General features: G+C 63.4%; 20 protein-coding genes. 12 read left to right on the plus strand and 8 right to left on the minus strand.

The window, feature by feature from the left end; translation table 11 throughout:
- Positions 1 to 315 precede the first annotated feature (315 nt).
- From clpS to AC3IQ7_RS08725, 3 genes are all read left to right on the plus strand, one after another.
- Entirely contained in the window at positions 316 to 618 is a 303-nt protein-coding gene (gene clpS, locus AC3IQ7_RS08715) for an ATP-dependent Clp protease adapter ClpS (RefSeq protein WP_034751577.1), read from the plus strand.
- Positions 615 to 2,915, plus strand: a complete 2,301-nt coding sequence (clpA, locus tag AC3IQ7_RS08720) for an ATP-dependent Clp protease ATP-binding subunit ClpA (protein ID WP_035825884.1) — start codon at positions 615 to 617, stop codon at positions 2,913 to 2,915. Before clpS ends, clpA begins: the two co-directional genes overlap by 4 nt.
- 172 nt (positions 2,916 to 3,087) lie before the next feature.
- The gene (locus tag AC3IQ7_RS08725; protein WP_489209040.1) at positions 3,088 to 6,444 is read left to right on the plus strand and encodes a S41 family peptidase; all 3,357 of its coding nucleotides are present in this window, start codon (positions 3,088 to 3,090) and stop codon (positions 6,442 to 6,444) included.
- 5 nt (positions 6,445 to 6,449) lie between these two features.
- Here AC3IQ7_RS08725 and AC3IQ7_RS08730 read toward each other — a convergent pair whose 3' ends face one another.
- From AC3IQ7_RS08730 to prpR, 5 genes are all read right to left on the minus strand, one after another.
- On the minus strand, positions 6,450 to 7,169 hold the full coding sequence (locus AC3IQ7_RS08730) for a LytR/AlgR family response regulator transcription factor (RefSeq protein WP_099378989.1): 720 nt from the start codon (positions 7,167 to 7,169) through the stop codon (positions 6,450 to 6,452).
- The gene (locus AC3IQ7_RS08735) at positions 7,166 to 8,233 is read right to left on the minus strand and encodes a sensor histidine kinase (protein ID WP_489209042.1); all 1,068 of its coding nucleotides are present in this window, start codon (positions 8,231 to 8,233) and stop codon (positions 7,166 to 7,168) included. Before AC3IQ7_RS08735 ends, AC3IQ7_RS08730 begins: the two co-directional genes overlap by 4 nt.
- A 3-nt stretch (positions 8,234 to 8,236) precedes the next feature.
- Entirely contained in the window at positions 8,237 to 9,109 is an 873-nt protein-coding gene (locus AC3IQ7_RS08740) for an alpha/beta fold hydrolase (protein WP_489209044.1), read from the minus strand.
- Between the two features lie 90 nt (positions 9,110 to 9,199).
- Positions 9,200 to 10,126, minus strand: coding sequence for a phytanoyl-CoA dioxygenase family protein (locus AC3IQ7_RS08745; protein WP_489209046.1), 927 nt, complete (start codon positions 10,124 to 10,126; stop codon positions 9,200 to 9,202).
- A gap of 21 nt (positions 10,127 to 10,147) precedes the next feature.
- On the minus strand, positions 10,148 to 11,773 hold the full coding sequence (prpR, locus tag AC3IQ7_RS08750; protein WP_489209048.1) for a propionate catabolism operon regulatory protein PrpR: 1,626 nt from the start codon (positions 11,771 to 11,773) through the stop codon (positions 10,148 to 10,150).
- Positions 11,774 to 11,984: 211 nt separating this feature from the next.
- On the opposite strand from prpR, the gene AC3IQ7_RS08755 reads away from it, so the two are divergent.
- Complete coding sequence (locus AC3IQ7_RS08755) at positions 11,985 to 15,644, plus strand: sensor domain-containing protein (protein ID WP_489209050.1); 3,660 nt, start codon at positions 11,985 to 11,987, stop codon at positions 15,642 to 15,644.
- A gap of 81 nt (positions 15,645 to 15,725) precedes the next feature.
- On the opposite strand, the gene xth is transcribed toward AC3IQ7_RS08755, so the two are convergent.
- A complete protein-coding gene (gene xth, locus AC3IQ7_RS08760; RefSeq protein ID WP_322427669.1) occupies positions 15,726 to 16,490 on the minus strand; it encodes an exodeoxyribonuclease III in 765 nt (254 codons plus the stop codon).
- A 569-nt stretch (positions 16,491 to 17,059) separates the two neighbouring features.
- On the opposite strand from xth, the gene AC3IQ7_RS08765 reads away from it, so the two are divergent.
- Genes AC3IQ7_RS08765 through AC3IQ7_RS08780 form a run of 4 tightly spaced genes read left to right on the plus strand, consistent with a single transcriptional unit; the run spans position 17,060 to position 18,669 of the window.
- A complete protein-coding gene (locus tag AC3IQ7_RS08765; protein WP_034751548.1) occupies positions 17,060 to 17,431 on the plus strand; it encodes a phiTE_015 family protein in 372 nt (123 codons plus the stop codon).
- 10 nt (positions 17,432 to 17,441) lie between these two features.
- On the plus strand, positions 17,442 to 17,630 hold the full coding sequence (locus AC3IQ7_RS08770) for a DUF1653 domain-containing protein (protein WP_034782199.1): 189 nt from the start codon (positions 17,442 to 17,444) through the stop codon (positions 17,628 to 17,630).
- Between the two features lie 32 nt (positions 17,631 to 17,662).
- Positions 17,663 to 18,133, plus strand: a complete 471-nt coding sequence (locus tag AC3IQ7_RS08775; RefSeq protein WP_489209053.1) for a CreA family protein — start codon at positions 17,663 to 17,665, stop codon at positions 18,131 to 18,133.
- Positions 18,134 to 18,144: 11 nt separating this feature from the next.
- Positions 18,145 to 18,669 carry a hypothetical protein gene (locus AC3IQ7_RS08780; protein WP_199534432.1) on the plus strand — a complete coding sequence of 175 codons (525 nt, stop codon included), beginning with the start codon at positions 18,145 to 18,147 and terminating at the stop codon, positions 18,667 to 18,669.
- Between the two features lie 99 nt (positions 18,670 to 18,768).
- On the opposite strand, the gene AC3IQ7_RS08785 is transcribed toward AC3IQ7_RS08780, so the two are convergent.
- Positions 18,769 to 20,262: a leucyl aminopeptidase gene (locus tag AC3IQ7_RS08785; protein WP_322427671.1), complete on the minus strand. Its 1,494-nt coding sequence runs from the start codon at positions 20,260 to 20,262 to the stop codon at positions 18,769 to 18,771.
- A gap of 67 nt (positions 20,263 to 20,329) precedes the next feature.
- Between AC3IQ7_RS08785 and lptF the strand changes: the two genes are divergently transcribed.
- Genes lptF through AC3IQ7_RS08805 form a run of 4 tightly spaced genes read left to right on the plus strand, consistent with a single transcriptional unit; the run spans position 20,330 to position 24,013 of the window.
- Positions 20,330 to 21,475 carry an LPS export ABC transporter permease LptF gene (lptF, locus tag AC3IQ7_RS08790; RefSeq protein WP_099378996.1) on the plus strand — a complete coding sequence of 382 codons (1,146 nt, stop codon included), beginning with the start codon at positions 20,330 to 20,332 and terminating at the stop codon, positions 21,473 to 21,475.
- Positions 21,472 to 22,641, plus strand: coding sequence for an LPS export ABC transporter permease LptG (gene lptG / locus AC3IQ7_RS08795; protein WP_099378997.1), 1,170 nt, complete (start codon positions 21,472 to 21,474; stop codon positions 22,639 to 22,641). The genes lptF and lptG overlap by 4 nt, the downstream gene beginning before the upstream one ends.
- Positions 22,641 to 23,048: a sirohydrochlorin chelatase gene (locus AC3IQ7_RS08800; protein ID WP_099378998.1), complete on the plus strand. Its 408-nt coding sequence runs from the start codon at positions 22,641 to 22,643 to the stop codon at positions 23,046 to 23,048. The genes lptG and AC3IQ7_RS08800 overlap by 1 nt, the downstream gene beginning before the upstream one ends.
- Entirely contained in the window at positions 23,045 to 24,013 is a 969-nt protein-coding gene (locus AC3IQ7_RS08805; RefSeq protein ID WP_233516217.1) for a stealth family protein, read from the plus strand. Before AC3IQ7_RS08800 ends, AC3IQ7_RS08805 begins: the two co-directional genes overlap by 4 nt.
- On the opposite strand, the gene AC3IQ7_RS08810 is transcribed toward AC3IQ7_RS08805, so the two are convergent.
- Positions 24,010 to 24,660 (minus strand): hypothetical protein, encoded by a 651-nt coding sequence (locus AC3IQ7_RS08810; protein ID WP_158301267.1) that lies wholly within the window; start codon positions 24,658 to 24,660, stop codon positions 24,010 to 24,012. The two genes, AC3IQ7_RS08805 and AC3IQ7_RS08810, sit on opposite strands and share 4 nt — an antisense overlap.
- Positions 24,661 to 24,755 lie beyond the last annotated feature (95 nt).

The raw sequence follows: 24,755 nt of genomic DNA on the forward strand, positions 1-24,755 counted from the left end.
AACTTTCAAAATTAAAACAAATCACACGAGCCATAAAAGCAAGAAGCTTCTTGCCCCCTCCTCGACGTCTCACTTCTTATCAAGCTGTACATTACTGCAACAGTCGATACAGCATTGTTGGCGGAATAAATAATGAAGTCAAGCGCTTTTCCATCGATATTGCCAAATTCTTCACGGCAACCAAAAAAGCAACTCTTGATTTTGGCGGCAAGGTCGCCATCTGCGCACTATTAAGAAAACGCGTAAGATTGAAAACAATTGGAAAGGCGTAGATATTGCGCATGACAACCACTGTGAAAGCATTAGAATAAGCGTATGGCAACCAAGCACGACACAGAAACCCTGCTGGAGCGGCAAGTGCTGAAGCCGCCACCGCTCTACCAGGTAGCCTTGCTCAATGACGACTACACCCCGATGGAATTTGTGGTGGCCATCATTCAGGAGTATTTCAACAAGGACCGTGAAACGGCGACGCAAATCATGCTCAGTGTTCATCGCTACGGCAAAGGAGTGTGCGGCGTGTTCTCTAAAGATATAGCGTGTACCAAAGTGGAGTTCGTTTTAACGCATGCGCGCAAGGCGGGGCACCCCCTGCAGTGCGTGATGGAGGAAGTATGATTGCGCAGGAATTAGAAGTAAGTTTGCACATGGCGTTTGTCGAAGCTCGGCAGGCACGGCACGAATTCATCACGGTTGAGCATTTACTGCTGGCACTGCTGGACAATCCCTCCGCTGCCGAGGTGTTGCGTGCCTGCGCGGTCAATATAGAGGACCTGCGCAAGACCCTCACCAATTTCATCGGCGACAACACGCCGACCGTGCCTGGCACGGGCGAAGTCGACACCCAGCCGACGCTTGGTTTCCAGCGCGTGATCCAGCGTGCCATCATGCACGTCCAGTCCGCCTCGAATGGCAAGAAGGAAGTCACGGGCGCCAATGTGCTGGTGGCCATCTTCGGCGAAAAGGATTCGCATGCGGTCTACTACCTGCACCAGCAGGGCGTGACGCGCCTGGACGTGGTCAATTTCATTTCGCACGGCGTGCGCAAGGACCAGTCGACGGAAAGCGCGAAAGCCTCCGAAGGCGTGGAAGAAGCGCCCGTCGATGGCCAGCCGAAGGAAAGCCCGCTCGACCAGTTCACGCAAAACCTGAACAAGGCCGCTGCCGAAGGCAAGATCGACCCGCTGATCGGCCGCGAGGAAGAAGTCGACCGCGTGATCCAGATCCTGTGCCGCCGCCGCAAGAACAATCCGCTGCTGGTCGGCGAGGCGGGCGTGGGCAAGACGGCCATCGCCGAAGGCCTCGCTTACCGCATCACGCAAAGCGATGTGCCGGAAATCCTGCAGAATGCCGTCGTGTATTCGCTGGACATGGGCGCCTTGCTGGCCGGGACCAAATACCGCGGCGACTTCGAACAGCGCCTGAAAGCCGTGCTCAAGCAGCTGAAGGACAATCCGAACGGCATCCTGTTCATCGACGAAATCCACACCATCATCGGTGCGGGTTCGGCGTCGGGCGGCACCTTGGACGCGTCCAACCTGTTGAAACCGGCACTGGCAAATGGCCAGTTGAAGTGCATCGGTGCGACCACGTACACGGAATTCCGCGGCGTGTTCGAGAAAGACCATGCGCTCTCCCGCCGCTTCCAGAAAGTGGACGTCAACGAGCCAACCGTCGAGCAAACCGTGCAAATCTTGCGCGGCCTCAAATCGCGCTTCGAAGAGCACCATGGCGTGAAATACTCGGCCTCGGCCCTGTCGACGGCGGCCGAACTGGCGGCGCGCTTCATCAACGACCGCCATTTGCCCGACAAGGCGATCGACGTCATCGATGAAGCGGGCGCGGCGCAGCGCATCCTGCCGAAGTCGAAGCAAAAGAAAACCATCGGCAAGGCCGAGATCGAGGACATCATCGCCAAGATCGCGCGCATTCCGCCGCAAACGGTCAACCAGGACGACCGCAGCAAGCTGCAGACGATCGACCGCGACTTGCGCAATGTTGTCTTCGGGCAAGATCCCGCCATCGATGCGCTGGCCTCGGCCATCAAGATGGCGCGTGCCGGCCTGGGCAAGACGGACAAGCCGATCGGTTCCTTCCTGTTCTCCGGTCCGACCGGCGTCGGCAAGACCGAGGTGGCGAAACAGCTGGCCTTCATCCTCGGTATCGAGCTGATCCGTTTCGACATGTCGGAATACATGGAACGCCACGCCGTCAGTCGTTTGATCGGCGCGCCGCCGGGCTACGTTGGTTTCGACCAGGGCGGCTTGCTGACGGAAGCGATCACCAAGAAGCCGCATGCGGTCTTGTTGCTCGATGAAATTGAAAAAGCCCATCCGGACATTTTCAATATCCTGCTGCAAGTGATGGATCACGGCACCTTGACGGACAACAATGGCCGCAAAGCCGATTTCCGCAACGTGATCATCATCATGACGACCAATGCGGGCGCGGAAAGCTTGCAAAAGACGTCGATCGGCTTCACTAATTCGAAGCAGGCTGGCGACGAGATGGCCGACATCAAGCGCATGTTTACGCCGGAGTTCCGCAATCGCATCGACGCGACCATCAGCTTCCGCTCGCTGGACCAGGAAATCATCCTGCGCGTGGTCGACAAGTTCCTGATGCAGCTGGAAGAGCAGTTGCACGAGAAAAAGGTCGAAGCCGTATTTACCGAGAAGCTGCGTGCTTTCCTCGGCAAGAAAGGTTTCGATCCGCTCATGGGTGCGCGTCCGATGGCACGTTTGATCCAGGACATGATCCGCAAGGCCCTGGCCGACGAACTGTTGTTCGGCCGCCTGGTCACCGGCGGACGGGTCACCGTCGACCTCGACGACAAGGACCAGGTTTTGCTGGAATTCCCGGAACCGCCAGACGCGGCACCGACGGCTGCGCCGGAAACGGTGGAAGTCGAATAAGCTTCCTGCAGTCAACGAAAAACCCGCCCACGCAAGTGGCGCGGGTTTTTTTACGTTTTTATGGGCAATAAAGAAGGTTTTAAGAAGGTTTTCTTTGGTCGTAGTTATGCCAGAATTGCTGTCCGGTATCGACATGATGTCCATGCCACCTGACCGCTATCTGGATGCTCACATGAAAATTTCCCGTACTCTCGCCCTCCTCTTGTTTTCCGCCGGCTTGCTGGGTAACGCTGCTGCCGCTGCCGCGCCTGCCGGCAGCTACTTCCGTTTCCCCGCCGTGCGCGGCGATACCGTCGTCTTCACGGCCGAAGGCGACTTGTGGAAAAGCAGCGTGCGCGGTGGCGCGGCGCAGCGCCTGACCACGCATCCCGGCTATGAAACGAACGCGGCGATTTCGCGCGACGGCCAGTGGCTGGCCTTTTCCGCCGCCTATGAAGGGGCGCAGGAAGCGTATGTGATGCCGCTGGCCGGCGGCTTGCCGCGCCGTATTTCGTACGACAATGGCGGCGTACTGGTGCTGGGCTGGACGGCGCAGGGTGAAGTACTGGTCAGCACGCAAAACACGGATGGTCCCGCTTCGCGCCGCATCGTCGCCGCCATCGATCCCGTGAAACAGACGCGCCGAATGTTTCCCGTGGCCGACGCGAACGATGCCGTGCTCGACGACGCGGGCAAGACGCTGTTTTTCACGCGTTTCGGCCTGGCCATGACCAACGACAATGTGCGCAACTACCGGGGCGGCGCGCATGCCGTCCTGTGGCGCTACGACCTCGATGGCAAGGGCGAGGCCGTGCGCATGCACGCGGAGCCTGCTGTGTTGGCTGGCAACAACAAGCGCCCCATGTGGTGGCAGGGCCGCGTCTATTACATCAGCGACGAGGGTGGCAGCGACAATCTGTGGAGCATGCTGCCGGATGGCTCCGACCGCCGCGCCTTGACCAGCCACACGCAGTGGGATGTGCGCAATGCGCAGTTGGGTGACGGCAAGATTGTGTATCAATTGGGCGCAGACCTGCAGGTGCTGGACCTGGCGGCAGGGACGGACTCATCGCCATTGCCGATCAGCCTCGTGTCCGATTTCGACCAGCAGCGTGCGCGCCAGATCCGCTCGCCGCTCGACACCTTGAGCAATGTCCAGGTGTCGGGCAAGGATGAGCGCATCATCCTTACTGCACGGGGCCGTGTCAGCATCGCCGGCACGGGCAGCCTGCGCCGTGTCGATATCGCCATTCCCGAAGGGGCGCGGGCGCGCGACGCCGTGTTTTCCAGCGACGAGAAATCCGTCTTCGCCATCGTCGACACGAGCGGCGAGAACGAAATCTGGAAGTACGCCGCCGATGGTTCGGGCAAGGGCGAGCAGCTGACGACGCAGGGAGATAATCACCGCTGGAAACTGTACCCGTCGCCGGACGGGCGCTGGCTGGCGCACACGGACAAGAAGGGCCGTTTCTGGCTGCTGGATCTGGCGACCAGGGGCAACCAGTTGATCGACGACGCAGGCAAGGCCGGCGTGGACAAGCACGACGAAGTGCAATGGTCGCCCGACAGCCGCAACCTGGCCATCGTGCGCGTGGCCAGCAACGAGCAGCGCGAGCAGATCGGCCTGTACAACCTCGCGTCGAAACAGCTGCAATTTGTCACCAGTGACCGTTATACGTCCGGTTCGCCCGTGTTTTCGCCCGACGGCAAGTGGTTGTATTTCATGTCGGCGCGCAATTTTCAGCTGGCCAATGGTTCGCCGTGGGGCGACCGCAACATGGGCCCCGTGTTCGACAAGCGCATCGGCGTATATGCGCTGGCGCTGCAGCCGGGCAACCGTTTCCCGTTCCAGCCCGACGATGAGCTGAGCCGTCCGGGAGTGAAACCGGCGGAGACGGATGGTGAAAAGGCGGCCGAACAGGCGGCGGAAAAGGCATTGGAAAAGGCCGGCGGCAAGGGCGCCGTGAAAAAGGCCCCAGCCGCCTTGCCTGCCATCGTCAGCCAGGGCCTGACCGAGCGCCTGTATGAAGTGCCGCTGGCGGCGGGCAATTACAGCGCGCTGGCCGCCGACGACAAGCGCCTGTATTTCCTGGAACGGGAAAGTGGCGAGAACAAGTCCAGCCTGAAGACCTTGGCGATTGGCAATACCGGCTCCAAGCCGGAACTGCTGGTGGCCAATGTGCGCGAATTCGACCTGGCGCAGGATAAAAAGCATTTGTATTACCGTACTGCGGACGCCACCGGCCCGGGCGAGATGCTGGTGATCGAGGCGGGCGCCAAGCTGCCGGCCGACCTGTCGAAGGCCAAGGTCAAGGTCGGCGACTGGACGTTTGTCTCGAATCCGCGCCTGGAATGGAAGCAGATGTTCAACGACGCGTGGCGCCTGCACCGCGACTTCCTGTACGACGCGAAGATGCGCGGCGTGAACTGGAAGGCGGCGCGCGACAAATATGCGCCGCTGGTCGAGCGGGTCACGGACCGTGCCGAACTCAATGATTTACTTGGCATGATGGTGGCCGAAGTGGGTGCCCTGCATTCGCAGATCCGCCCCGGCGAATTGCGTCGCACGGAGCAGGAAGGCACGCCGGCGGGCCTGGGCGCGGTGCTGGCGCGCACCAGCGATGGCTATCAGGTCGAGCATGTCTACCGCAGCGAAGCGGAATTGCCGTTGGCGCGCGCACCGCTGTCGCGCCCCGAAGTGGACGTGAAGGCGGGCGACGTGATCACGGCTGTCAACGGCAAGGATGTACTGGCCGCGCGCGACATCAGCGACCTGTTATTGAACCAGGCCGACAAGCAGGTGCTGCTGCAAGTTAAACGGGGTAATGGCAAAGGGGGCGCGTCGCGCGCCGTCATCGTCACGCCCGTCAACATGGCGAAACAGACGGCACTGCGCTATGGCGACTGGGAATTGAGCCGCGCCGAGCAGGTGGCCGCCGCTTCGCAGGGGCGCATCGGCTACTTGCACCTGCGCGCCATGGGCGCCAATGACATCGCCTCGTTCGCGCGCGATTTTTACGCCAACATCAACCGCGAAGGCCTGATCATCGACGTGCGGCGCAATAACGGCGGCAATATCGACAGCTGGATCATCGAAAAACTGCTGCGCAAGGCCTGGGCCTATTGGGCGCCGCCGGGCGTGCAGCCGTCGTCGAACATGCAGAACACCTTCCGCGGCCACTTGGTGGTGCTGGTCGATGAACTCACGTATTCCGATGGCGAGACCTTCGCCGCCGGCATCAAGGCCCTGGGCCTGGCGCCGCTGGTGGGCAAGCGCACGGCCGGCGCCGGCGTCTGGCTCAGCGACAATACGCGCCTGGCTGACAACGGCATGGCACGCGTGGCGGAAAACGGCCAGTTCGGCATCGACGGCCAGTGGCTGATCGAAGGCGTGGGCGTGGTGCCGGACGTCGAGGTGGAAAATCCGCCGCACGCCACCTTCAATGGCGCCGACCGCCAGCTGGAAGTGGCGCTCGACATGCTGGCGAAAAAGCTCAAGGAGCAGCCGCGCCCGGCCTTCCAGGCGCAGCCGATCCCCGCGTTGAAGTAATCGCGTTACAGGCCGCAGGCGGCCTTGAACTGCTGCGCGCGGCGGCGCGAGACCTCGACCAAGCTGCCGTCCAGCAGGTGCAGGTCGAGGCCATCGGCGGCATTCGGCGACACTTGCGCCACCTGCGCCAGGTTGACGATCTGGCGCCGGTTGGCGCGCAGGAACAGGGCGGGATCGAGCTTTTCTTCGAGCTGATTCAAGGTGCGCAGCATCAGCGGACGCTGCGCGCCGAAATGCACGCGCGTGTAGTTGCCTTCCGATTCCAGCAGGCGGATATCGTCAAACGCGACAAACCAGCAGCGTTCCCCATCCTTGATGAAGACCTTGCGCGGCGCGGGCGGCGGCACGGCTTGCGCCCGCGCGCCGGCGCGCGCCAGCGCCGTGGCCAGGCGCGCCGCCTGCACGGGTTTTTGCAGGTAGTCGAGGGCGCTGACCTCGAACGCCTGCAGCGCGTACTGGTCGAAGGCCGTGCAAAAGATGACGTCGGGCGCATCATCGAGCGCGGCCAGCAGGTCGAAGCCGGAGCCGCCCGGCATCTGCACGTCGAGCAGCAGCAGGTCGGGGCGCAGCTTGCCGATCTGCGCGACGGCGTCGGCCGCGCTGGCCGCCTCTCCCACGATCTCCACGGCACCTTGCTGCACATGCGGCGCCAGCAGGCGACGCAGCTCGGCGCGCGCCAGGCGCTCGTCATCGACCAGCAGCACCTTGAGCGGCTGACCGTTCATGCCTGCTCCGGCAGGTGGATGGTGGCGTGTACCCAGCCCGCCTGTTCACACAGTTCCAGGCTGGCGCGCTCGCCGCAGGCCAGTTGCAGGCGCTGGCGCGCATTGCGCAGGCCGACGCAGGTGGAGTTGCCCGGTTCGCGCAAGGCGCCCGTGTTGGCCACGTCGATCTGCAGCAAGGTGGCGCCGTCGGCAGGGCTGGCGCGCCGCGCCGTGATGCGGATGTCGCCGCCCTCGGCGCTCGCTTCGACGCCGTATTTGACGGCGTTTTCCACCAGCGTTTGCAGGGCCATGGGCGGCACGCGCACGTGCTCCAGGCCAGGAGCGCTTATCTCGATCGCGAAGCTGACGCGCAGGCGTTCCTCGAAGCGTATCTGTTCGATGGCCAGGTAGGCGCGCACGGCGTCCAGTTCGGCCGACAGGGGCACTGTGGCATGCTGGCCCGATTGCAGCGCGTGGCGCATCAGGCCAGCCAGCTGGTCGATCATGTGCGCGGCCGCGTCGCGGTCTTCGAAGATCAGCGCGCGCACGCTATTGAGGCTGTTGAAGAAAAAATGCGGATTGACTTGCGCCTGCAGGGCACGCAACTGGGCATCCTTGGCCAGCACTTCCAGGCGCAACGCCTCGGCCTCGAAGCGGCTGGCGCGGCGCAGCGACTGCGCAGTGAAGTAAAATACCGTCCAGGTCAGGTAGACACCGAACCAGAACAGCAGCGCGCCGGGTAGCCAGGCGATGCCGCGGATGGTGCCCGGCGGATACATGACATGGAAGGCTGCCGCCACGCTGGCCGTCTGGATGGCGGCCAGCACGATCAGCGACGGCACGATGCGCGTCCAGCGCAAGCCATTCGCCGCCCAGCCGCGCCGGCGCAGTACGCCATGCCACAGGTGCGACAGCAGCAGCCCGCCCAGGGAACCCCAGCTGGCAATCGTCACGACGATGCGCAGCTGCGTGGAGCCGCCATACACGCTGTTGAACAGGCTGAGCGCGCCCCAGCCGGCCAGCTGGAAGGTCCAGTACCAGTTGATCCTGGCCAGCAGCGGCGGCCGTTGCAAGGGTAGGTTCACTGTCTAGTCCAGGAACTGTTCGATGCGCGCATGCATCCAGTCCGGCTGGTCGTACATGATGAAATGGCGCGCCGTGTCGGCCAACGCGATCTGCACGCCTGGCAGCTGTGCATACTGCTGCTGGAAGGTGGCTTCGATGGCGGCGCGCGGCGCATAATCCTTGTAGGCGATCCAGGTGCCCAGCACCAGGGTCGGCGATTTGATTTTCGCCACGTCCTGGCGCAGGTCGCTGGCCATCAGGGTGCCCATGGCCTTGATCACCGTCTCGCGGTCCGAGCGCAGTCCCCAGCCGATGATGCGCTCCACGTCGGCTGGCGCGCTGGCCATGCTGCTGACCGCGCGGCGCTGGCTGACGGCGTAGGTGGCGTCATCCTGCGCGCGCATGGCCGATTGCATCTGCGTGGACATGGCTTGCAGTTGCTGCGGCGTGATGGTGGGCAGTTGCGTCGCGCCCAGTGCCGGCAGCGAGTCGACGATCACCAGCTTGCCCGTTTGCGCCGGATGGTCGATGGCCATTTTCAGGGCCAGGAAGCCGCCCAGGCTATGTCCGATGATGGCTGGCTGGCCCAGTTTTTGGCTGCCGATGTAGTCGGCCAGTTGCCGCTCCGCCTGCGCCAGCAAGTCGTCTTCGATGGGTGCCGCGCCGGCAAAACCGGCCAGTGTCAGTACGTGGCATTGGCGCGCGGCTTGCGGGCCACACAGGCGCGCCACCGTCCCTTGCCACACTTCGCCCGACGATGCGAGGCCGGGAATCAGGATCAGGGGACGGCCTTGTCCGGTGACTTCGACCGTGAAGGCCTTTGGCGCGGCGGCCTGGCTGGCGCCCGTCGCCAGCAGGGTACTGAGCAAGATCAATGTTTGCAGTGTTCGTTTCATGGGGTACTCCTCCTTGACGACCATGCTAGCGGCGTACGCGCCCCGCGGCCAGCGCTGCGGGATGAGCGGCGGCAGGGCGGGATGAGTGGTTCAGATCCACGCATCCTGATCCTGGTAGTGGTCCGGCAGGTAGGTCAGATATTGCACCATGCGCGGTGCCGGGCCGCGGTTGGGCGTGGCGCAGTGGGGCAGGGCCTGGTGCCAGATGATGAAATCGCCGGCCATGCCGTCGACGGGCACGGCTTGCAAGTCTTTAATGGCCCATTCGCGCGGCTGGCGGCCCGGCGGTACTTGCCGCAGCCAGTCGGCCATGTGCCGCTGGAATCCGGGCACGCAGTGAAAGGCGCCGTGCCGCGCCGGGCAGTCGCTCAGGTACAGCATGCCTTGCAGCTTGAAGGGAATCGGCTGCTGCAGGCTGACGTCCCAGTGCAGGGCGCTGCCCAGGAAACGGTGCTGCGGCGTTTCCGGCGGATTGAAACTCACCTTGTCGATGCTGGCGTAGATGCCGGCGCCAGTGCCGTACAGCTGCTGGTAGGCGTGGCGGATGTGCGCATTGTGCCGGTTTTCCTCGAGGGCCGGATGGTCGGAAAACTGCAGCATCAGCCCCCGCTTGCCCGGGTGCGGCCGGTACCACGATGCCGCATCATCGGGGCTGGCGCCCAGGTAGTCCCAGATCGCCGTTTGTGCGGCGATGCACTGCGCGCGCGGCACGGCGCCGCGCAGCACCAGATAGCCGTGTTCCTCGAAATGGTGCAGGTCGGAAGCGGACAGCACGTCCTGGTGGGGACTGGCGGCGTGCGCCGGACGTGGGCGCGTGCGCGCGGCGATCCAGTCGGTGTAAGCCTGCAGCGTCGGCCGTTGCTGATACAGGAAGTGCAGCGCGTCTTCCATCGAAATGCCGCGCGCGTACAGCGCCTTGATGTCGCGCTGGTCGCTTGCCAGTCCCTGGTTGCCGCTCGCGCTAGCGTGTCCCGTGCAGCGCTGCCATAAATCGTGCAGGTGAGGCCAGTCGTCCATGGTGTCGTCGTTGGTTGGGAGTTAGCCGGTGCGCAGGCGGCGCCACAGGGTGGTGCGGCTGATGCCGAGGTAGTGGGCGGCGGCGTCGCGGCGCCCGCCGAAGCGCGCCAGCACCGCGCTGGCGCTTTCGTCTTTCAGGCGCGGCGGCACGGTGGCGGCCGGCGCCGCCGGCAGCACCGCCGTGCCGCCAGCGTTGGCCAGTTCCGGCGCCACGCCCAGCACGAAGGCGGGTGTCAGCGCCTGCAGCGGTTCGGCGGCCAGGAACAGCGCCAGGCGCTCGGCCAGGTTGCGCAATTCGCGCACGTTGCCGGGCCAGTCGTAACGGCGCAGCAGCGGCGCGCAAGCCTGGATTTCCGCCTGCAGGTTCGGGTGCGGACGGGCGCCCAGCGCGGCCAGCGCGTTTTTCAGCGACCATTCGGTCAGGCCGGGAATGTCGCTGGCGCGTTCGCGCAAGGCGGGCAAATGCAGGCGCAGCACGGCCAGGCGGTAGAACAGGTCGGCGCGGAAGCGTCCTTCGCGGATGCGCTGCTCCAGGTCGCAGTGCGTGGCGCTGATGATGCGCACATTGATGGCGATGGGCCGCGTGCCGCCCACGCGCACCACTTCGCGCTCTTCCAGCACGCGCAGCAAGCGCGTTTGCAGGGCCAGCGGCATCTCGCCGATTTCGTCGAGGAACAGGGTGCCGTGGTTGGCCGCCTCGAACAGGCCCGCATGGCCGCCGCGGCGCGCGCCCGTGAAGGCGCCGTCCTCGTGGCCGAACAGTTCCGATTCCAGCAGGGATTCGGCGATGGCGCCGCAATTGATGGCGATGAAGGGGCGGTTCGCGCCCAGGCTGCGCGGGCTTTCGCGGTGGATCGCCTGCGCCACCAGTTCCTTGCCGCTGCCCGTCTCGCCCTGGATCAGCACCGTCGCCGGCGAGCGCGCATACAGCACCACCGACTGGCGCAGCGCTTCCATCGCTTCCGATTCGCCGCGCAGATCGTGCAGGCCGTGGCGCGCGCGCAGGGTGTCGGCCACCACCGTGCGTCGTCCGCGGTTCGATTCGATCTGGGTCAGGCGCGCCAGTTCCAGTGCGTCGTCGAAGGCGCGCCGGATGGCCGTGGCTGAATATACGAAGACGGCGGCCAGCCCGGCTTCCTCGGCCAGGTCGGTGACGAGCCCCGCGCCGACGACGGCTTTGACGCCCGCCGCCTTCAGTTCATTGATCTGCGCCCGCGCGTCTTCCTCGGTAGCGTAGGTGCGCTGCGCGATCTGGAAGCCGAAGGTGGCGGCAAATTCGGCCAGTTCCGGCATCGGGTCCTGGTAGGTGACGACGCCGATGTGCGGCGAGATGCGCCGTGCGCGCGCCAGCGCCTGCATCACGTCGTAGCCGCTGGCCTTGGCGATGATGACGGGCACCGACAGCCGGCCTTTCAGGTAGGCGCCGTTCGAACCGGCCGCGATGACGGCGTCGCAGCGCTCCGTGGCCATGCGTTCGCGGATGTGGCGCACGGCGTCGTCGAAACCCAGGTTGATCGGTTCGATCGTCGCCAGGTCGTCGTATTCGAGCGTGATGTCGCGGAACAGGTCGAACAGCCGCGAGACGGAGACGGTCCAGATGACGGGTTTGTCGCGGTGGTCGAGCGGAGGTTGGGGAGGGCGGCGCATGCTTTATTCTAAACGATTTGTTTCATTTTCTTGCCATGCAACGGCGTTGCAACGATCGTGTTGCACCTGGTCTGTGGCGTTTCAGATATTGCCAATAAGGAATATGAAAAAACCGCCGGAAACTGGTTTATGATCTAGCAGCACCATGATGCTTGGAAGAATATGTTTCCCAGGCGCATGTTCACTTTGCCGTTAACCATCCATGGTGTCCATGAACCGCGTACCGACCAGTCCCGATTTCATCGCCGATGCCTTGCAGCTGATCGCCTTGCCGGCCTGCGCCTGCGATGCCTGCGGCATGGTGGTGGCGGCGAATGGCGCCTTGCACGCCCTGCTGGGGCGGGATATCGCGGGCCGGCTGCTGGCCGACTGCTTTACGGACGCCTACCGCGCGTCGAGCACCAGCATGCTGCGCGGCGCGCTCGGTGCGGCCGGGCGCGAACGGCACTGGGACAGCAGCCTGCAAGGAGTATCGGGCGCCATCGCCGTACAGGTCTGGTCCAGGCCCCTGCTGGTGGACGATGGCTTGCCGGGCACGACCCTCGTGTTTGCCGACATCAGCGTGCAGCAGCGCGACCAGCAAGCCTTGCGCAAGACTTTGCTGGAGCAGCAGGCGATCCTGGAAAGCGCGGCCGTCGGCATCGTCTTTTCCAAGGGGGGCTTCATCGAGGAGTGCAATATCCGCGCCGCCGAGATGCTCGGCTATGCGCGCCACCAGCTGACGGGCATGCCGGGCGCGGTGCTGTACCGCTCCGCCGAGCATTGCCGCGCCCTGGGGCTGGAAGCGGCGCCGCTGCTCTCGATGGGCAAACCCTACCGCACCGAACTGGAATTGCGGCGCCAGGACGGCACCTTGTTCTGGAGCCGCCTGCACGGGCGCGCCGTCGATCCCTTGAATACGCATGACGGCACGGTCTGGATCATCGAGGATATCAGCGACCACCGGCGCGATGAGGACCAGCTGCGTCGCGCCATGCTGGAAATGCAGGCCGTGATGGACAACGCGCCCCTGGCCATCGGCTTCCAGCGCGACAAGGGCGTGCTGCGCTACAACCGGCGCTTCGCCGAATGCTTCGGCTTTGATGGCGACAGCGGCGTGGGCCTGGCCGTCGCCGACCTGTATCCGTCGCGCGCGGCATATGAAAATGTCGTGCGGCAGGCGTCGCCCCTGCTGCGGCGCGGCCAGCCGTTCCAGGGCGAGATGGAGATGCGTCGGCGCGACGGTTCCACCTTCTGGGCGCTGGCGTATGGCTATGTGCTGAACCCGGAGAGCCAGACGGACCGTGGCTTGCGCGACACGATCTGGCTGTTCGACGACCGCAGCGCGCAGAAGGCGGCCGAGGAGGCGACGCGCCAGCTGATGCTGGAGCAGCAGGCTATCCTCGACAATGCCTCCGTCGGCATCCTGTTTTCCCGTTCGCGCCTGGTCCTGCGCTGCAATCCCCGCTTTGCCGAAATGTTCGGCTACGCGCAGGAAGAGATGACGGGCTTGCCCGCCGCCGAGCTGTTTCCCTCGCCCGCCGCCTACGAGGCATTTGGCGTGCAAGCGACGCCGCTGCTGGGACAGGGCTTGCCGTACGAGCAGGATGAATCGCTGTTCCGCCGCCGCGACGGCAGCCTGTTCTGGTGCCGCATCCGCGCCAAGGCCGTCGACCAGACGCACAGCGAACAGGGCGCCATCTGGATACTGGAAGACGTCACGGCCAGCCGCCAGACGCAGATGGAAGTGGCGGCCATCATGACGAATGCCTCGGTCAGCATCCTGTATACCAAGAACCGCCAGATCACGCGCTATAACCTGGGCTTTGCCGCGATGTTCGGCTACAGCGGCGACGAGGCGCTGGGCTTGCCCGGACGCGCGCTGTACGTGTCGCAGCAATCCTACGACTTGCTGGGCGCTGCGGCCTTTCCCTTCCTGTCCGTGGCCAAGCCCTTCCAGACGGAAGTGGAAATGATGCGTCGCGACGGCACGACCTTGTGGGCGCAGCTGATCGCCTATGTCGTCAATCCCGACGATCCCGCCGCCGGCACCATCTGGATCATCGAGGACCGCACGGAAGCCAAGCGCGCCGAAGAATCCCTGCGCAACGCGCTGCTGGAAAACCAGGCCATCCTCGACAGCGCCGTGCTGGGCATCTCGGTGGTGGAGGGCGGCTACAATTTGCGCGCCAACAGCAAGATGGAAGAGCTGTTCGGCTATGGGCCGGGCGAGATCAACGGCCTGTCGGTGCAGGCCCTGTATCCGGACGTGGCCGCGTGGAAGGCAGCGCGCGGCGAGACGGCGCGCGATTTCGAGGCGGGCAGGGTGCACATGTCGGAATACCAGCTGGTGCGCAAGGATGGCAGCCGCTTCTGGGCGCGGCTGTCCGGCCGGCCGTTCGACCTGGCGCATGCGCATGGCCGTTCCGTGTGGCTGGTCGACGACGTGACGGCCCGTCGTGAGGCGGCCGAGGCGGTGCGCCGCGCGCGCGACGAGCTGGAATTGCGCGTGCAGGAACGCACGGCCGAACTGGCCGGCGCCAACCTGCTGCTGCAGGGCGAGATCGTCGAGCGGCGCCAGGCCGAGGCGCGCGTGCATCACATGGCTTACCACGACAACCTGACGGGCTTGCCGAACCGCGCGCTGCTGTCGGACCGGTTGGAGCGGGCCATGCTGGCCGCGCAGCGCTCCGGGCGCAAGCTGGCCGTGATGTTCATCGACCTGGATCGTTTTAAAACCATCAACGATTCGCTGGGCCACATGACGGGCGATTTGCTGCTCAAGGAAGTGGCCGCCCGGTTGTGCGGCGCCGTGCGCGCCAGCGACACGGTGGCGCGCCTGGGCGGCGATGAATTCGTCGTGCTGGTGCCGGGCATCCGTGGCAGCGACGAAGCGGCGCGCGTGGCCGAGAAGGTCATCGAGGCGCTGACGCCCGCCTTTCCGCTCGACGGCCACGTGCTGCACGTGACGCCGTCGATCGGCATCTGCCTGTATCCGGACGATGGCGGCGATGTCGACGCGCTGATGCGCCATGCCGATGCGGCCATGTACCATGCCAAGGGCAATGGCCGCAACAACTACCAGTTCTTCACGCAGACGATGAATCAGGCGGCGGCCCTGCATTTTGATCTGGAAAGCAGCTTGCGCACGGCGCTGGCGCTGCAGCAGTTCGAACTGTTTTACCAGCCGATCATCGATATCGCCACGCGCCGGCTGCACGGCATGGAAGTGCTGCTGCGCTGGCGCCGTCCCGGCCACGGCCTGGTGCTGCCGGACCGCTTCATTCCCATCATGGAGGAAAACGGCTTGATCGTGCCGGTGGGCGAGTGGGTGATGCGCCAGGCGTGCGAGCAAAGCATGGCCTGGCAGCGTCAGGGCTTGCAGCCGGTGCCGCTGGCGGTGAATCTGTCGCCGCGCCAGTTCATGCACAAGGGCCTGGTGGCGGCCATCGGCGCCGTGGTGCGCGAGACGGGCATCGATCCGGCGCTGCTGGAATTCGAGATCACCGAGACGGCGCTGATGCAGCACGGCGAGCATACCCTGGAGATTTTGCGCCAGATCAATGGCATGGGCTTGCGCCTGTCGATCGACGACTTCGGCACCGGCTATTCCAGCCTGGCCTATCTGAAGCGCTTCCCCGTGAAGAAGGTCAAGATCGACCGCGCCTTCATCAAGGACCTCGAACACAGCGCGGAAGACCGCGCCATCGTGGCGGCCATCATCGCGCTGGCCGACAGCCTGCAATTGTCGGCCGTGGCCGAGGGCGTGGAAACGGAAGAGCAGTTCGCCCTGCTGCAGGCGAACGGCTGCCGCTATGCGCAGGGCTATCTGTTTTCCGCGCCGGTACCCGCTGCCAATGCGCAATCGCTGTTGGAGCGGTTACCTGCTTAGTCGATCGTTGCCACCACCGGCGCATGGTCGGACGGCTGTTGCCAGTTGCAAGTGGTCCCCTGTCGATGATGCCCGTATCGGTCAGTCGATAGTGGCCACGACAGGCGCATGGTCGGACGGTTGCTCCCACTTGCGGGGCACGCGGTCGATCACGCAGGCCGTGCAGCGGCCGGCGAGGGCGGGCGAGAGCAGGATGTGGTCGATGCGCAGGCCTTTGTTCAGGCGGAAGCCCAACTGGCGGTAATCCCACCAGCTGAACGATTTGTCGGCCTGCTCGAACAGGCGGAAGGCGTCCGTCAGGCCGATGTCGAACAGGCGCTGCAGGGCGGCGCGTTCCTTGTCCGACACCAGTACCTGGCCTTCCCAGGCGACAGGGTCGTGCACGTCGCGGTCGTCGGGCGCGATATTGTAGTCGCCGACGACGGCCAGTTGCGGGTGCTGCTGCGCTTCTTCGGCCAGCCAGTCGTGCAGGGCGGCCAGCCAGCCCAGCTTGTATTCATATTTGTCCGAATCGACGCTCTGGCCGTTCGGCACATAGGCGCAGACGACGCGCACGCCACCGATGGTGGCGGCCAGGATGCGCTGCTGCGCATCTTCATAGCGCGGGTTGTTCCTGACCACGTCGGTGATCGGCAGCTTCGACAGGATGGCCACGCCGTTATACGTTTTCTGGCCGCTGAAGACCACCTGGTAGCCGGCCGCCTCGATCTCGGCGACGGGGAACTTGTCATCCGTGAGTTTGGTCTCTTGCAGGCAGAGTATGTCGACCGGGTTGTCTGTCAGCCACTGCAGCACTTGCGGCAGGCGCACTTTGAGCGAGTTGACGTTCCAGGTGGCGAGTTTCATGGGAAAAATCCTTGCTTGAATGGGTATCGATAGGCGCGAATCTTACCGCATGCGTGTCGATGACGTCTTGCGCCGCTTGCCGGGTAGGGGCTTTATTGACTGGCCGGGAAAAAGAGTACAAATAAAGTATTTATACTTAACCAATCGTGGCGCATGAATATTATGTTTTTGTGTATCATTGATCAACCCCTATGTTTGATTTGGCATAAGTGGCTGGCGCGGCAGGATGCGTCCCGCTGTTTAACGCGACAAAGGTGTAAAGTTTCTCGCTAAAACGCGATAAAAACTACTAAAATGGCACCGTGTAACAACTGTGTCATACGGCTTTGTTACAGCCAAGTTAAGAACCGAACAGGAAGCAGTTGTAATTAGTTGTAATTGCTATTCCGATTACATGACCACTGTGCCGGGGACGGAGCGTCAATTCCGTCCCTGGCGCCGCCAGACTTGTTATATAAATTGCAGTACTATATCTATGAGACTGTTTTGCGACATCAATAGATGGTACTATTTTGAAATGTTGCAGTTTTAATAGTGAGACTTGCGCGTAGCATTTGCAAAGGAAGAAAATGCGAACTGCATTTGAAGCGTGGGCGCAGCGTGACGGCCACATTGTGCGGCGAAGAGAAGACAAACCGGATGAGTACCTGATTTTCGAGACCCAGCGCCGCTGGGTTATCTGGCAGGCTGCTCTGACGCATGGCAAGACGGCTGCCAAGCCGCGCGTGAGCGCGGCCGAAAAGGCGGCGAAAGCCCAGCGCGCGCTGGAAATGTCCTCCGATGAAGCGACCGTGCGCAACAAGGTGCTCAATGAGGTGCTCGACGCCTTCAGCGGCGCCGATGGCGCGGCCGGCATGGAAGGCATACTGAAAGTGATCCAGGGCCTGAAGCAGAAGCAGAAGGCACTGGCCGACGACAAGAGCGAAGATTCAACGGCTTGAGGGGACGGCGATGCGTTATCGGCACTACAAGGGCGGCATTTATGAACTGGTGTGCGAAGCCACGCTGGAAGCGGATCTGACGCCGATGATCGTCTATCGCGCCGCCGACGGTTCCATCTGGACCCGGCCGAAGGACGTGTTCTTTCAACTGATCGAAGTCGAAGGCGTCATGGTCCAGCGTTTCGCTCCCATCAACTGATGGCCGCCTGCGTGCGTGCCCGGGATTCTTTCATGCGTAAATTGCTGCCTGCCGCTCTGGTGCTGGGCTTTGCCTGCGCCGCGGCGCACGCCGAAACCATCGGTTCAGTCGACACGGTGTTCAAACTGATCGGTCCTGACCACAAGATCGTCGTCGAAGCGTATGATGACCCGCGTGTCGCTGGCGTCAGCTGCTATCTGTCGCGCGCCAAGACGGGCGGCCTCAAGGGCGCCGTCGGCCTGGCCGAAGACAAGGCCGATGCGGCCGTGGCGTGCCGCCAGGTGGGGCCGCTGCAATTCAAGGGCAAGCTGCCGCGCCAGGAAGAAGTGTTTACCGAGCGTGCCTCGATCTTCTTCAAGCACGTGCGCGTCGTGCGCATGGTTGACAGCAAGCGCAATGCGCTGGTCTACCTCGTGTATTCCGACCGCCTGATCGAAGGCAGTCCAAAAAACAGCGTCACCGCCGTCGCCGTGCCCGGCGACCAGCCGATTCCCGTCCGTTAAGCGAGCGTCCCATGCGCCTGCCATCGTCTGCTGCCCTTGCCGCCAGGACGCTGCTGCTGTTTGGCCTGGGCGGCTGCGCCACCCTGACGGGCAACACCGAGCAAATGGTGCTGGTGCAAACCATCCAGGACAACCGCGAACTGACGGGCGCCGGCTGCATCCTCAGCAACGACGTGGGCAAGTGGTTCGTCACCACGCCCGGACGCATCACCATCCGCAAGAGCCAGGAACCGTTGAAGGTTGACTGCCGCAAGCACGGTTCGCCCGCCATCGCGACGGACGATCATATCGACCCCAAGCTCAATGGCAGCGTCTGGGGCAATGTCATCCTGACCCTGGGCGTCGGCTATTTCGTCGACCGCAACACGGGCGCCGGCTTCGATTACCCATCGATTCTGACCATCGTCATGCAAGACCCCGCGCGCCTGGCGCCGCCGCCCGCGCCGATGCCAGCGCCGCCCGCGGCCGCCGTGCCGGAAACGGTGGTGCAGCCGAAGGTGGCGCCATCGCCTTTGCCCAATCCCGTCGTCTACTGATTAAGAAGCCACGCATAAAAAAACCGCCATGGTCGCAAGACCTGGCGGTTTTTTGTGCCTGACGATGCCGGTAGCGCAGCGCTACCGGCAGGCGTCAACTTACACGCGGTTGATCAGGAACGTGGTCAGCAGGGGTACTGGACGACCGGTCGCGCCCTTCGATCCGCCCGACTTCCATGCCGTGCCGGCGATGTCCAGATGCGCCCAGGTGTACTTCTTGGTAAAGTTTTCCAGGAAGGCCGCTGCCGTCACCGAGCCGCCGCCTGGCGTGCCGATGTTGGCCAGGTCGGCGAAGTTCGACTTCAGCTGTTCGTTGTACGCTTCTTCGATCGGCATGCGCCATGCCGTGTCGCTCGACTGCTTGCCTGCTGCCAGCAATTCATTGGCCAGTTGGTCATGCGCCGCATCGCTGCGCGTAAACAGGCCGCTGTTGTGGTGGCCCAGGGCCACGACGCAAGCGCCCGTCAGGGTGGCGATATCGACCACGGCTGCCGGCTTGAAGCGTTCGGCGTAGGTCAGCGCGTCGCACAGCACCAGACGGCCTTCGGCGTCCGTGTTCAGCACTTCGATGGTCAGGCCGTTCATGGAGGTGACGATGTCGCCCGGCTTGGTGGCGCGGCCCGACGGCATGTTTTCGCACGCGGCGATGACGCCGATGACGTTCAGCTTCAGGTTCATTTCGCCGATGGCGCGGAAGGTACCCAGCACCGAGGCGGCGCCGCACATGTCGTACTTCATTTCATCCATGCCAGGACCGGCCTTGATCGAAATGCCGCCCGTGTCGAAGGTGATGCCCTTGCCGACCAGGACCACCGGAGCATCCTTGGCCTTGCCGCCCATGTGTTTCAGGACGATGAACTTCGGCGGTTGCTCGCTGCCGTTGGTGACGGACAGGAAGCTGCCCATTTTCAGCGCTTCGAGCTGTTTGCGGTCCAGCACTTCGACTTCGAACTTGTAATCCTTGGCCAGCTGCTTGGCCGTGTTGGCCAGGTAGGTCGGATTGGCGACGTTCGCCGGCAGGTCGCCCAGGTTGCGCGTCAGGTCGGAACCGTTGGCGATGGCGATGGCTTGCGCCAGCGCGCCGCGCGTGGCGCTTGTCGCCGGCGCTGCCAGGACGATCTTGCGCACGCCTGCAGGCGCCGGATCTTTTTTGCTTTTTTGCGAGTCGCAGCGGTATTCGCTGTCGTGGGCGGCTTGCACCACGCAACGGATTGCCCAATTTACGTCGCGCTCTTTCACTTCAGCCAGCGGTAATGCGATAATGGCGTCCGCAGCGCCCAGCGAGCCGAAGGCCTTCAGTGCGGCTTGTACGCCGGTCGTGAAGCTTTTTTCGCTGACAGTGTCATCGCTGCCCATGCCTACCAGCAGAACACGTTCGGCGGCGACGCCATCGACTGCGCGCAGCAGCAAAGTGCTGCCAGGCTTGCCGCTGATGTCGCCGGACTTCAGCGCAGCCGAAATCGCACCCTTGCTGTCCAGCGATTTTGCCGCTGGCGACAGTTTTTTGTTTTCGAATACCGCAACCGCGATGCATCCGCTTTTGGCCGTGCCGAGGGTGCTCTTGGTATCGAATGCTTTTATGCTAAAGTCCATTTGGTTCTCCGTTTTCATTTACTAGTAACGTGTTACTCAACTAACTGACCCGAATTATAAACTCCGAATGATCTTTCAACGCGCCCTTCGACGTGAATTGGCTAGTGCCGCCGGGGCCACCTTCACAGTTTTGTTCAGCATCCTGCTCACCTGGATGCTGATCGGTATTCTCGGCAAGGCGGCGGGCGGCAAGATCGCGTCGTCCGACGTCATGTCGCTGATGGTTTTTTCCGCCCTGATGCAGCTGCCCACCATCCTCATCCTCACCGGATTCATTTCGGTGCTGATGGTCGTTACCCGCAGCTACAAGGAGTCGGAGATGGTGGTGTGGTTCGCCTCCGGCCTGAGCCTGTCGCGCTGGATCTGGCCCGTGCTCAGCTTCGGCCTGCCGCTGGTGCTGGCCACCGGCGTCCTGAGCCTGTACGCCACGCCGTGGGCGCAAAAGAAAAGCGATGAATATGTGGCGCGCTTCGAGAAGCGCGAAGACCTGCAGAAAGTCACGCCGGGCCAGTTCCGCGAATCGGCCGGCAGCAACCGCATCTTCTTCGTCGAGGGCGTCAGCGGGGAGAAGACCGTGGTGCAAAACGTCTTCGTCAATACCGTCGATGAAAAAGGCAGCGCCGTCGTCGTCGTCGCCAAGGAAGGCGTGATCAATACCGACGCCAAGGGCGAACGCTTCCTGGTGCTCAAGAGCGGCCGCCGCTACCAGGGCGTGCCGACGCAAGCGGACTTCCAGACCATGGAATTCGAGCAGTACATCATGCGCATCGAGAGCAAGCAGCAGGAGCTGGGCGCGGAACTGGGCGTGCGCGCCATGAGCACCATGGCACTCATCGCCGAGCCGAATCCCTACACCATGGCTGAATTGCTGTGGCGGGTCAGCGCGCCCCTGATCGGCCTGATGCTGATCCTGCTGGCCATCCCGCTGGGCTTTGTCAATCCGCGTGCCGGCAGTTCGACCAATTTGATTATCGCCCTGCTGATTTTCTTTACGTACAGCAACCTGATCAAGGTCATCGAAGCGAGCGTGAAGCAGGGCCGCCTGACTTTCGGCCTGGCCTGGTGGCCGCTGCACCTGCTGGCGGCGCTGGCCGTGGTGGCGCTGTTTGCGTGGCGCCTGAATGTGAACCACCGCTATCATCCGCTGGTCCTGCTGGCGGCTTTCAAGCGCGCGCGCCGCGCCGGCAACACAAGTAAAGCGGCATCGAAATGAAGATTTTACAGCGCTATTTTGCGGTCTCGATATTCCAGGCGGTGCTGTTCGTGCTGCTCGCCTTTTTGGCACTGCAAGCCTTCATCGACCTGACGGGCGAGCTGCCCAAGGTGGGGCGCAACGGCTACACCATCCAGTATGCCTTCCTGTACGTGCTGGTGCTGGTGCCGGGACACGTGTACGAGGTGATGCCGATCGCGGCGCTGATCGGCACCATTTATACGATGGCGCAGTTTGCCGCCAGTTCCGAATTTACCATCATGCGCGCATCGAGCATGTCGACGGCGATGGCGGCCGGTTTCCTGTTCCGCATCGGTATCGTCTTCGTCGTCATCACCTTCATCTTCGGCGAGTTGATCACGCCGCGCACGGAACCGCTGGCCGAACGCCTCAAGCTGACCTCGCGCGGCGCGGCCGTGTCGAGCGAGTTTCGCTCGGGCCTGTGGACCAAGGACATGGTCAAGAGCGAGGGCTTGACGGGCACCGTCACCGGTTCGCGCTTTTTCAATGTCGGCGAAGCGCGTCCGGACGGCCAGCTGAAAAACGTCAAGCTGTATGAATTTGACACCGATATGCGCTTGCGCACCTTGACCGTGGCCAAGGGGGCTACATATCAGGGCAATAATATCTGGCGCCTGACCGATGTGACGGAAACCTCGTTCTCGAACAGCGCGGCCACTTCGCCCGGCTTCGAGCCGAAGCTGGCGAACTACTATGGACAGGAAACGAGCCTGGTGCACACGGTGCAAAGCGCCAGCAAGGACATGACGTCGGAAGTGACGCCGAAGATCCTGACGGTGTCGGCGTCCGATCCCGAGCGCATGTCGGCCAGCGAACTGGCCGTGTACACGCGCCACCTGGCCGAGAACAAGCAGGAAACGGAGCGTTTCCGCATCGCCTTCTGGAAAAAGCTGATCGACCCGCTGGCCATTTTCGTGCTGATGGCGCTGGCGCTGCCGTTCGCCTACATGCATACGCGCAGCGGCGGCATCAGCCTGAAGATCTTCATCGGCATCATGATCGGCGTGAGCTTCATGCTGGTCAACACCCTGTTCTCGCATCTGGGGCTGCTCAGCACCTGGCCGGCCTTCCTGACGGCGGTGGCGCCGAGTGCCCTGTACCTGCTGCTGGCGCTGGGCGCCCTGTGGTGGGTGGAGCGGCACTGATGGAGACGAACGTGAAGCAGGCGCTGATCCTGTTTGCCCACGGCGCGCGCGCCGCATCGTGGGCCGCGCCCTTCGAACGCCTGCGCGACCTGACCCAGGCGCGCATGCCTGCTACCGGCGTGCACCTGGCCTTCCTGGAGCTGATGACGCCGCGCCTGCCCGAACTGGTGGCGACCCTGCTGGCCGAGCTTCCCGCCGGCGCCATCCTTGACGTTACCGTGGTGCCCGTGTTCCTGGGACAGGGCGGGCATGTGCTGCGCGACTTGCCGCTGCTGCTGGAAGAACTGCGCCAGCAGCATCCGGCACTGCGCCTGAAGGTGGTCGAGGCGGTGGGCGAGAACGCCAGCGTGCTCGCCGCCATCGCCGATTACTGCGTGGCGGCGCCAGGTTCCAGCTTTCTGCCTTGAGCGGCATCGACATCGTCTACCTGTGGGTGGACGGCGCCGATCCCGCCTGGCGCGCGCGCCGGCAGCACGCCTATGCCGCCTGGGCGCAGGCGCATCCCGGCCAGCTGGCCCTGCACGGCAACGTGGCGGGGCGCTACCGCGACAACGGCGAACTGCGCTACAACCTGCGCGCGCTCGAGCGCTTCTTCCCCGGCCACGGCCACATCTATCTGCTGACGGACCGGCAAGTGCCCGACTGGCTGCGCGCCTCACCGCGCCTGACGGTGGTCGACCATGCGAGCCTGATGCCCGATGCATCCTTGCCGGTGTTTGATTCCGGCCATATCGAATCGTATCTGCACCATATTCCGGGCTTGTCCGAATGCTTCCTGTATCTGAACGACGACGTATTTTTCGGCGCGCCGTTCGAGCCCGCATTCTGGTTTGGCGGGGCAGGCGACCGGTGTTTAAGTGTTTTCACGGAGAGTGCGCTGCAGGATGACCTGCCGGACTTGCGCGCCGATGTGGCGGCGCCTGTCAATTGCGCCACCTTGTCGCGGCAATGGCTGTCGGCGCAGTACGCCGGATACGTGCATGAACCGCGCCTGTATGCGCATGCGCCGCGGCCCATGCTGAAAAGCGCGCTGCATGCACTGGAAGGGCTGGCGCCGGCCATGTTTGCCGGCGTGCGCGCGACGGTGTTCCGTTCGTGGCAGGTGCCGGCGTTGCTGCCCGACCTGGTGCCGCGCTGGATGGTGCATCAGGGACTGGCGCGCTCGCACATGCTCGACCCGCTGCATATCGCCAGCGGCGATGTGCAGGCGCCGCAACAGCTGGAGGAGCTGGCGGCGCGTTTCGGCAGCTTGCCGTTTTTCTGTATCAACGATACCTGCGACGAGGCCGACGATGACGACCCGCGTTTGCTGCGCGTGGCCGCTACCTTGCAGCGGCTGCTGCCGCTGCCATCTTCATTTGAAGGCGCTTAAGCGGCTTTCTTCTTCGGCGCCAGGCTGATGCGGGCGGCGGCCGAACTGTCGGACAGCGAAGCGAGGAACAGCAGCAGATAGGCGCCCAGTTCGAAGACTTCCTCACCCAGCAGCGCATAGGCGTCCGGCATGCCATGGAAGACCTTTTTGTCGAACGGCCAGCCGGCAACCATCAGCAAGCCGCCGATGGCCGTCAGGATGGTGATGCGCATGCTGAAAATCTGCGGCGCATGGGCAAACACCTTGCGCGCGCGCGGCGCGAAAAAGATCAGCACGCGTATCAATATCAGCAGTTCCACCACGCGCAGGGCTTTTTCCAGCTGTGCCCAGGCGGGCGCCGTGCCGAACTGGTCGATATCGAGTTCGCGCAGCAGGAATCCAAACAGCAGGGCAGACAAGCCGGCATGCATGAGGAAACGCAAGGACTGGCGGTCAGTCTCTTGCCAGGCGCGCACGCCGTGCACGGTGCAAGCGAGGGCCAGGAACAGCGCTTGCAGCCATTCCAGCAAATGGTTTTCGTCGTCGATATTCGGAAACACCGTCCACAGGGCGATGGAGGCGAGCATGCTGAGCAGCACAGCGCTGGCGACGCCGACATTGCTGCGGCTGAGCGAAGTCAGGGCTTCGCGCATGGAGGTGAAATTCATGTGTGATCGTAAGGCTAAAGTTGCGCGGCGCGGTATTGCAGCCTGCGGGCGCAGCTTTTTTCGGGGAGGGTCAGCCGAGAGACCGCATGGCAAGC

The organism is Janthinobacterium sp. GL_088, from assembly GCF_057837845.1.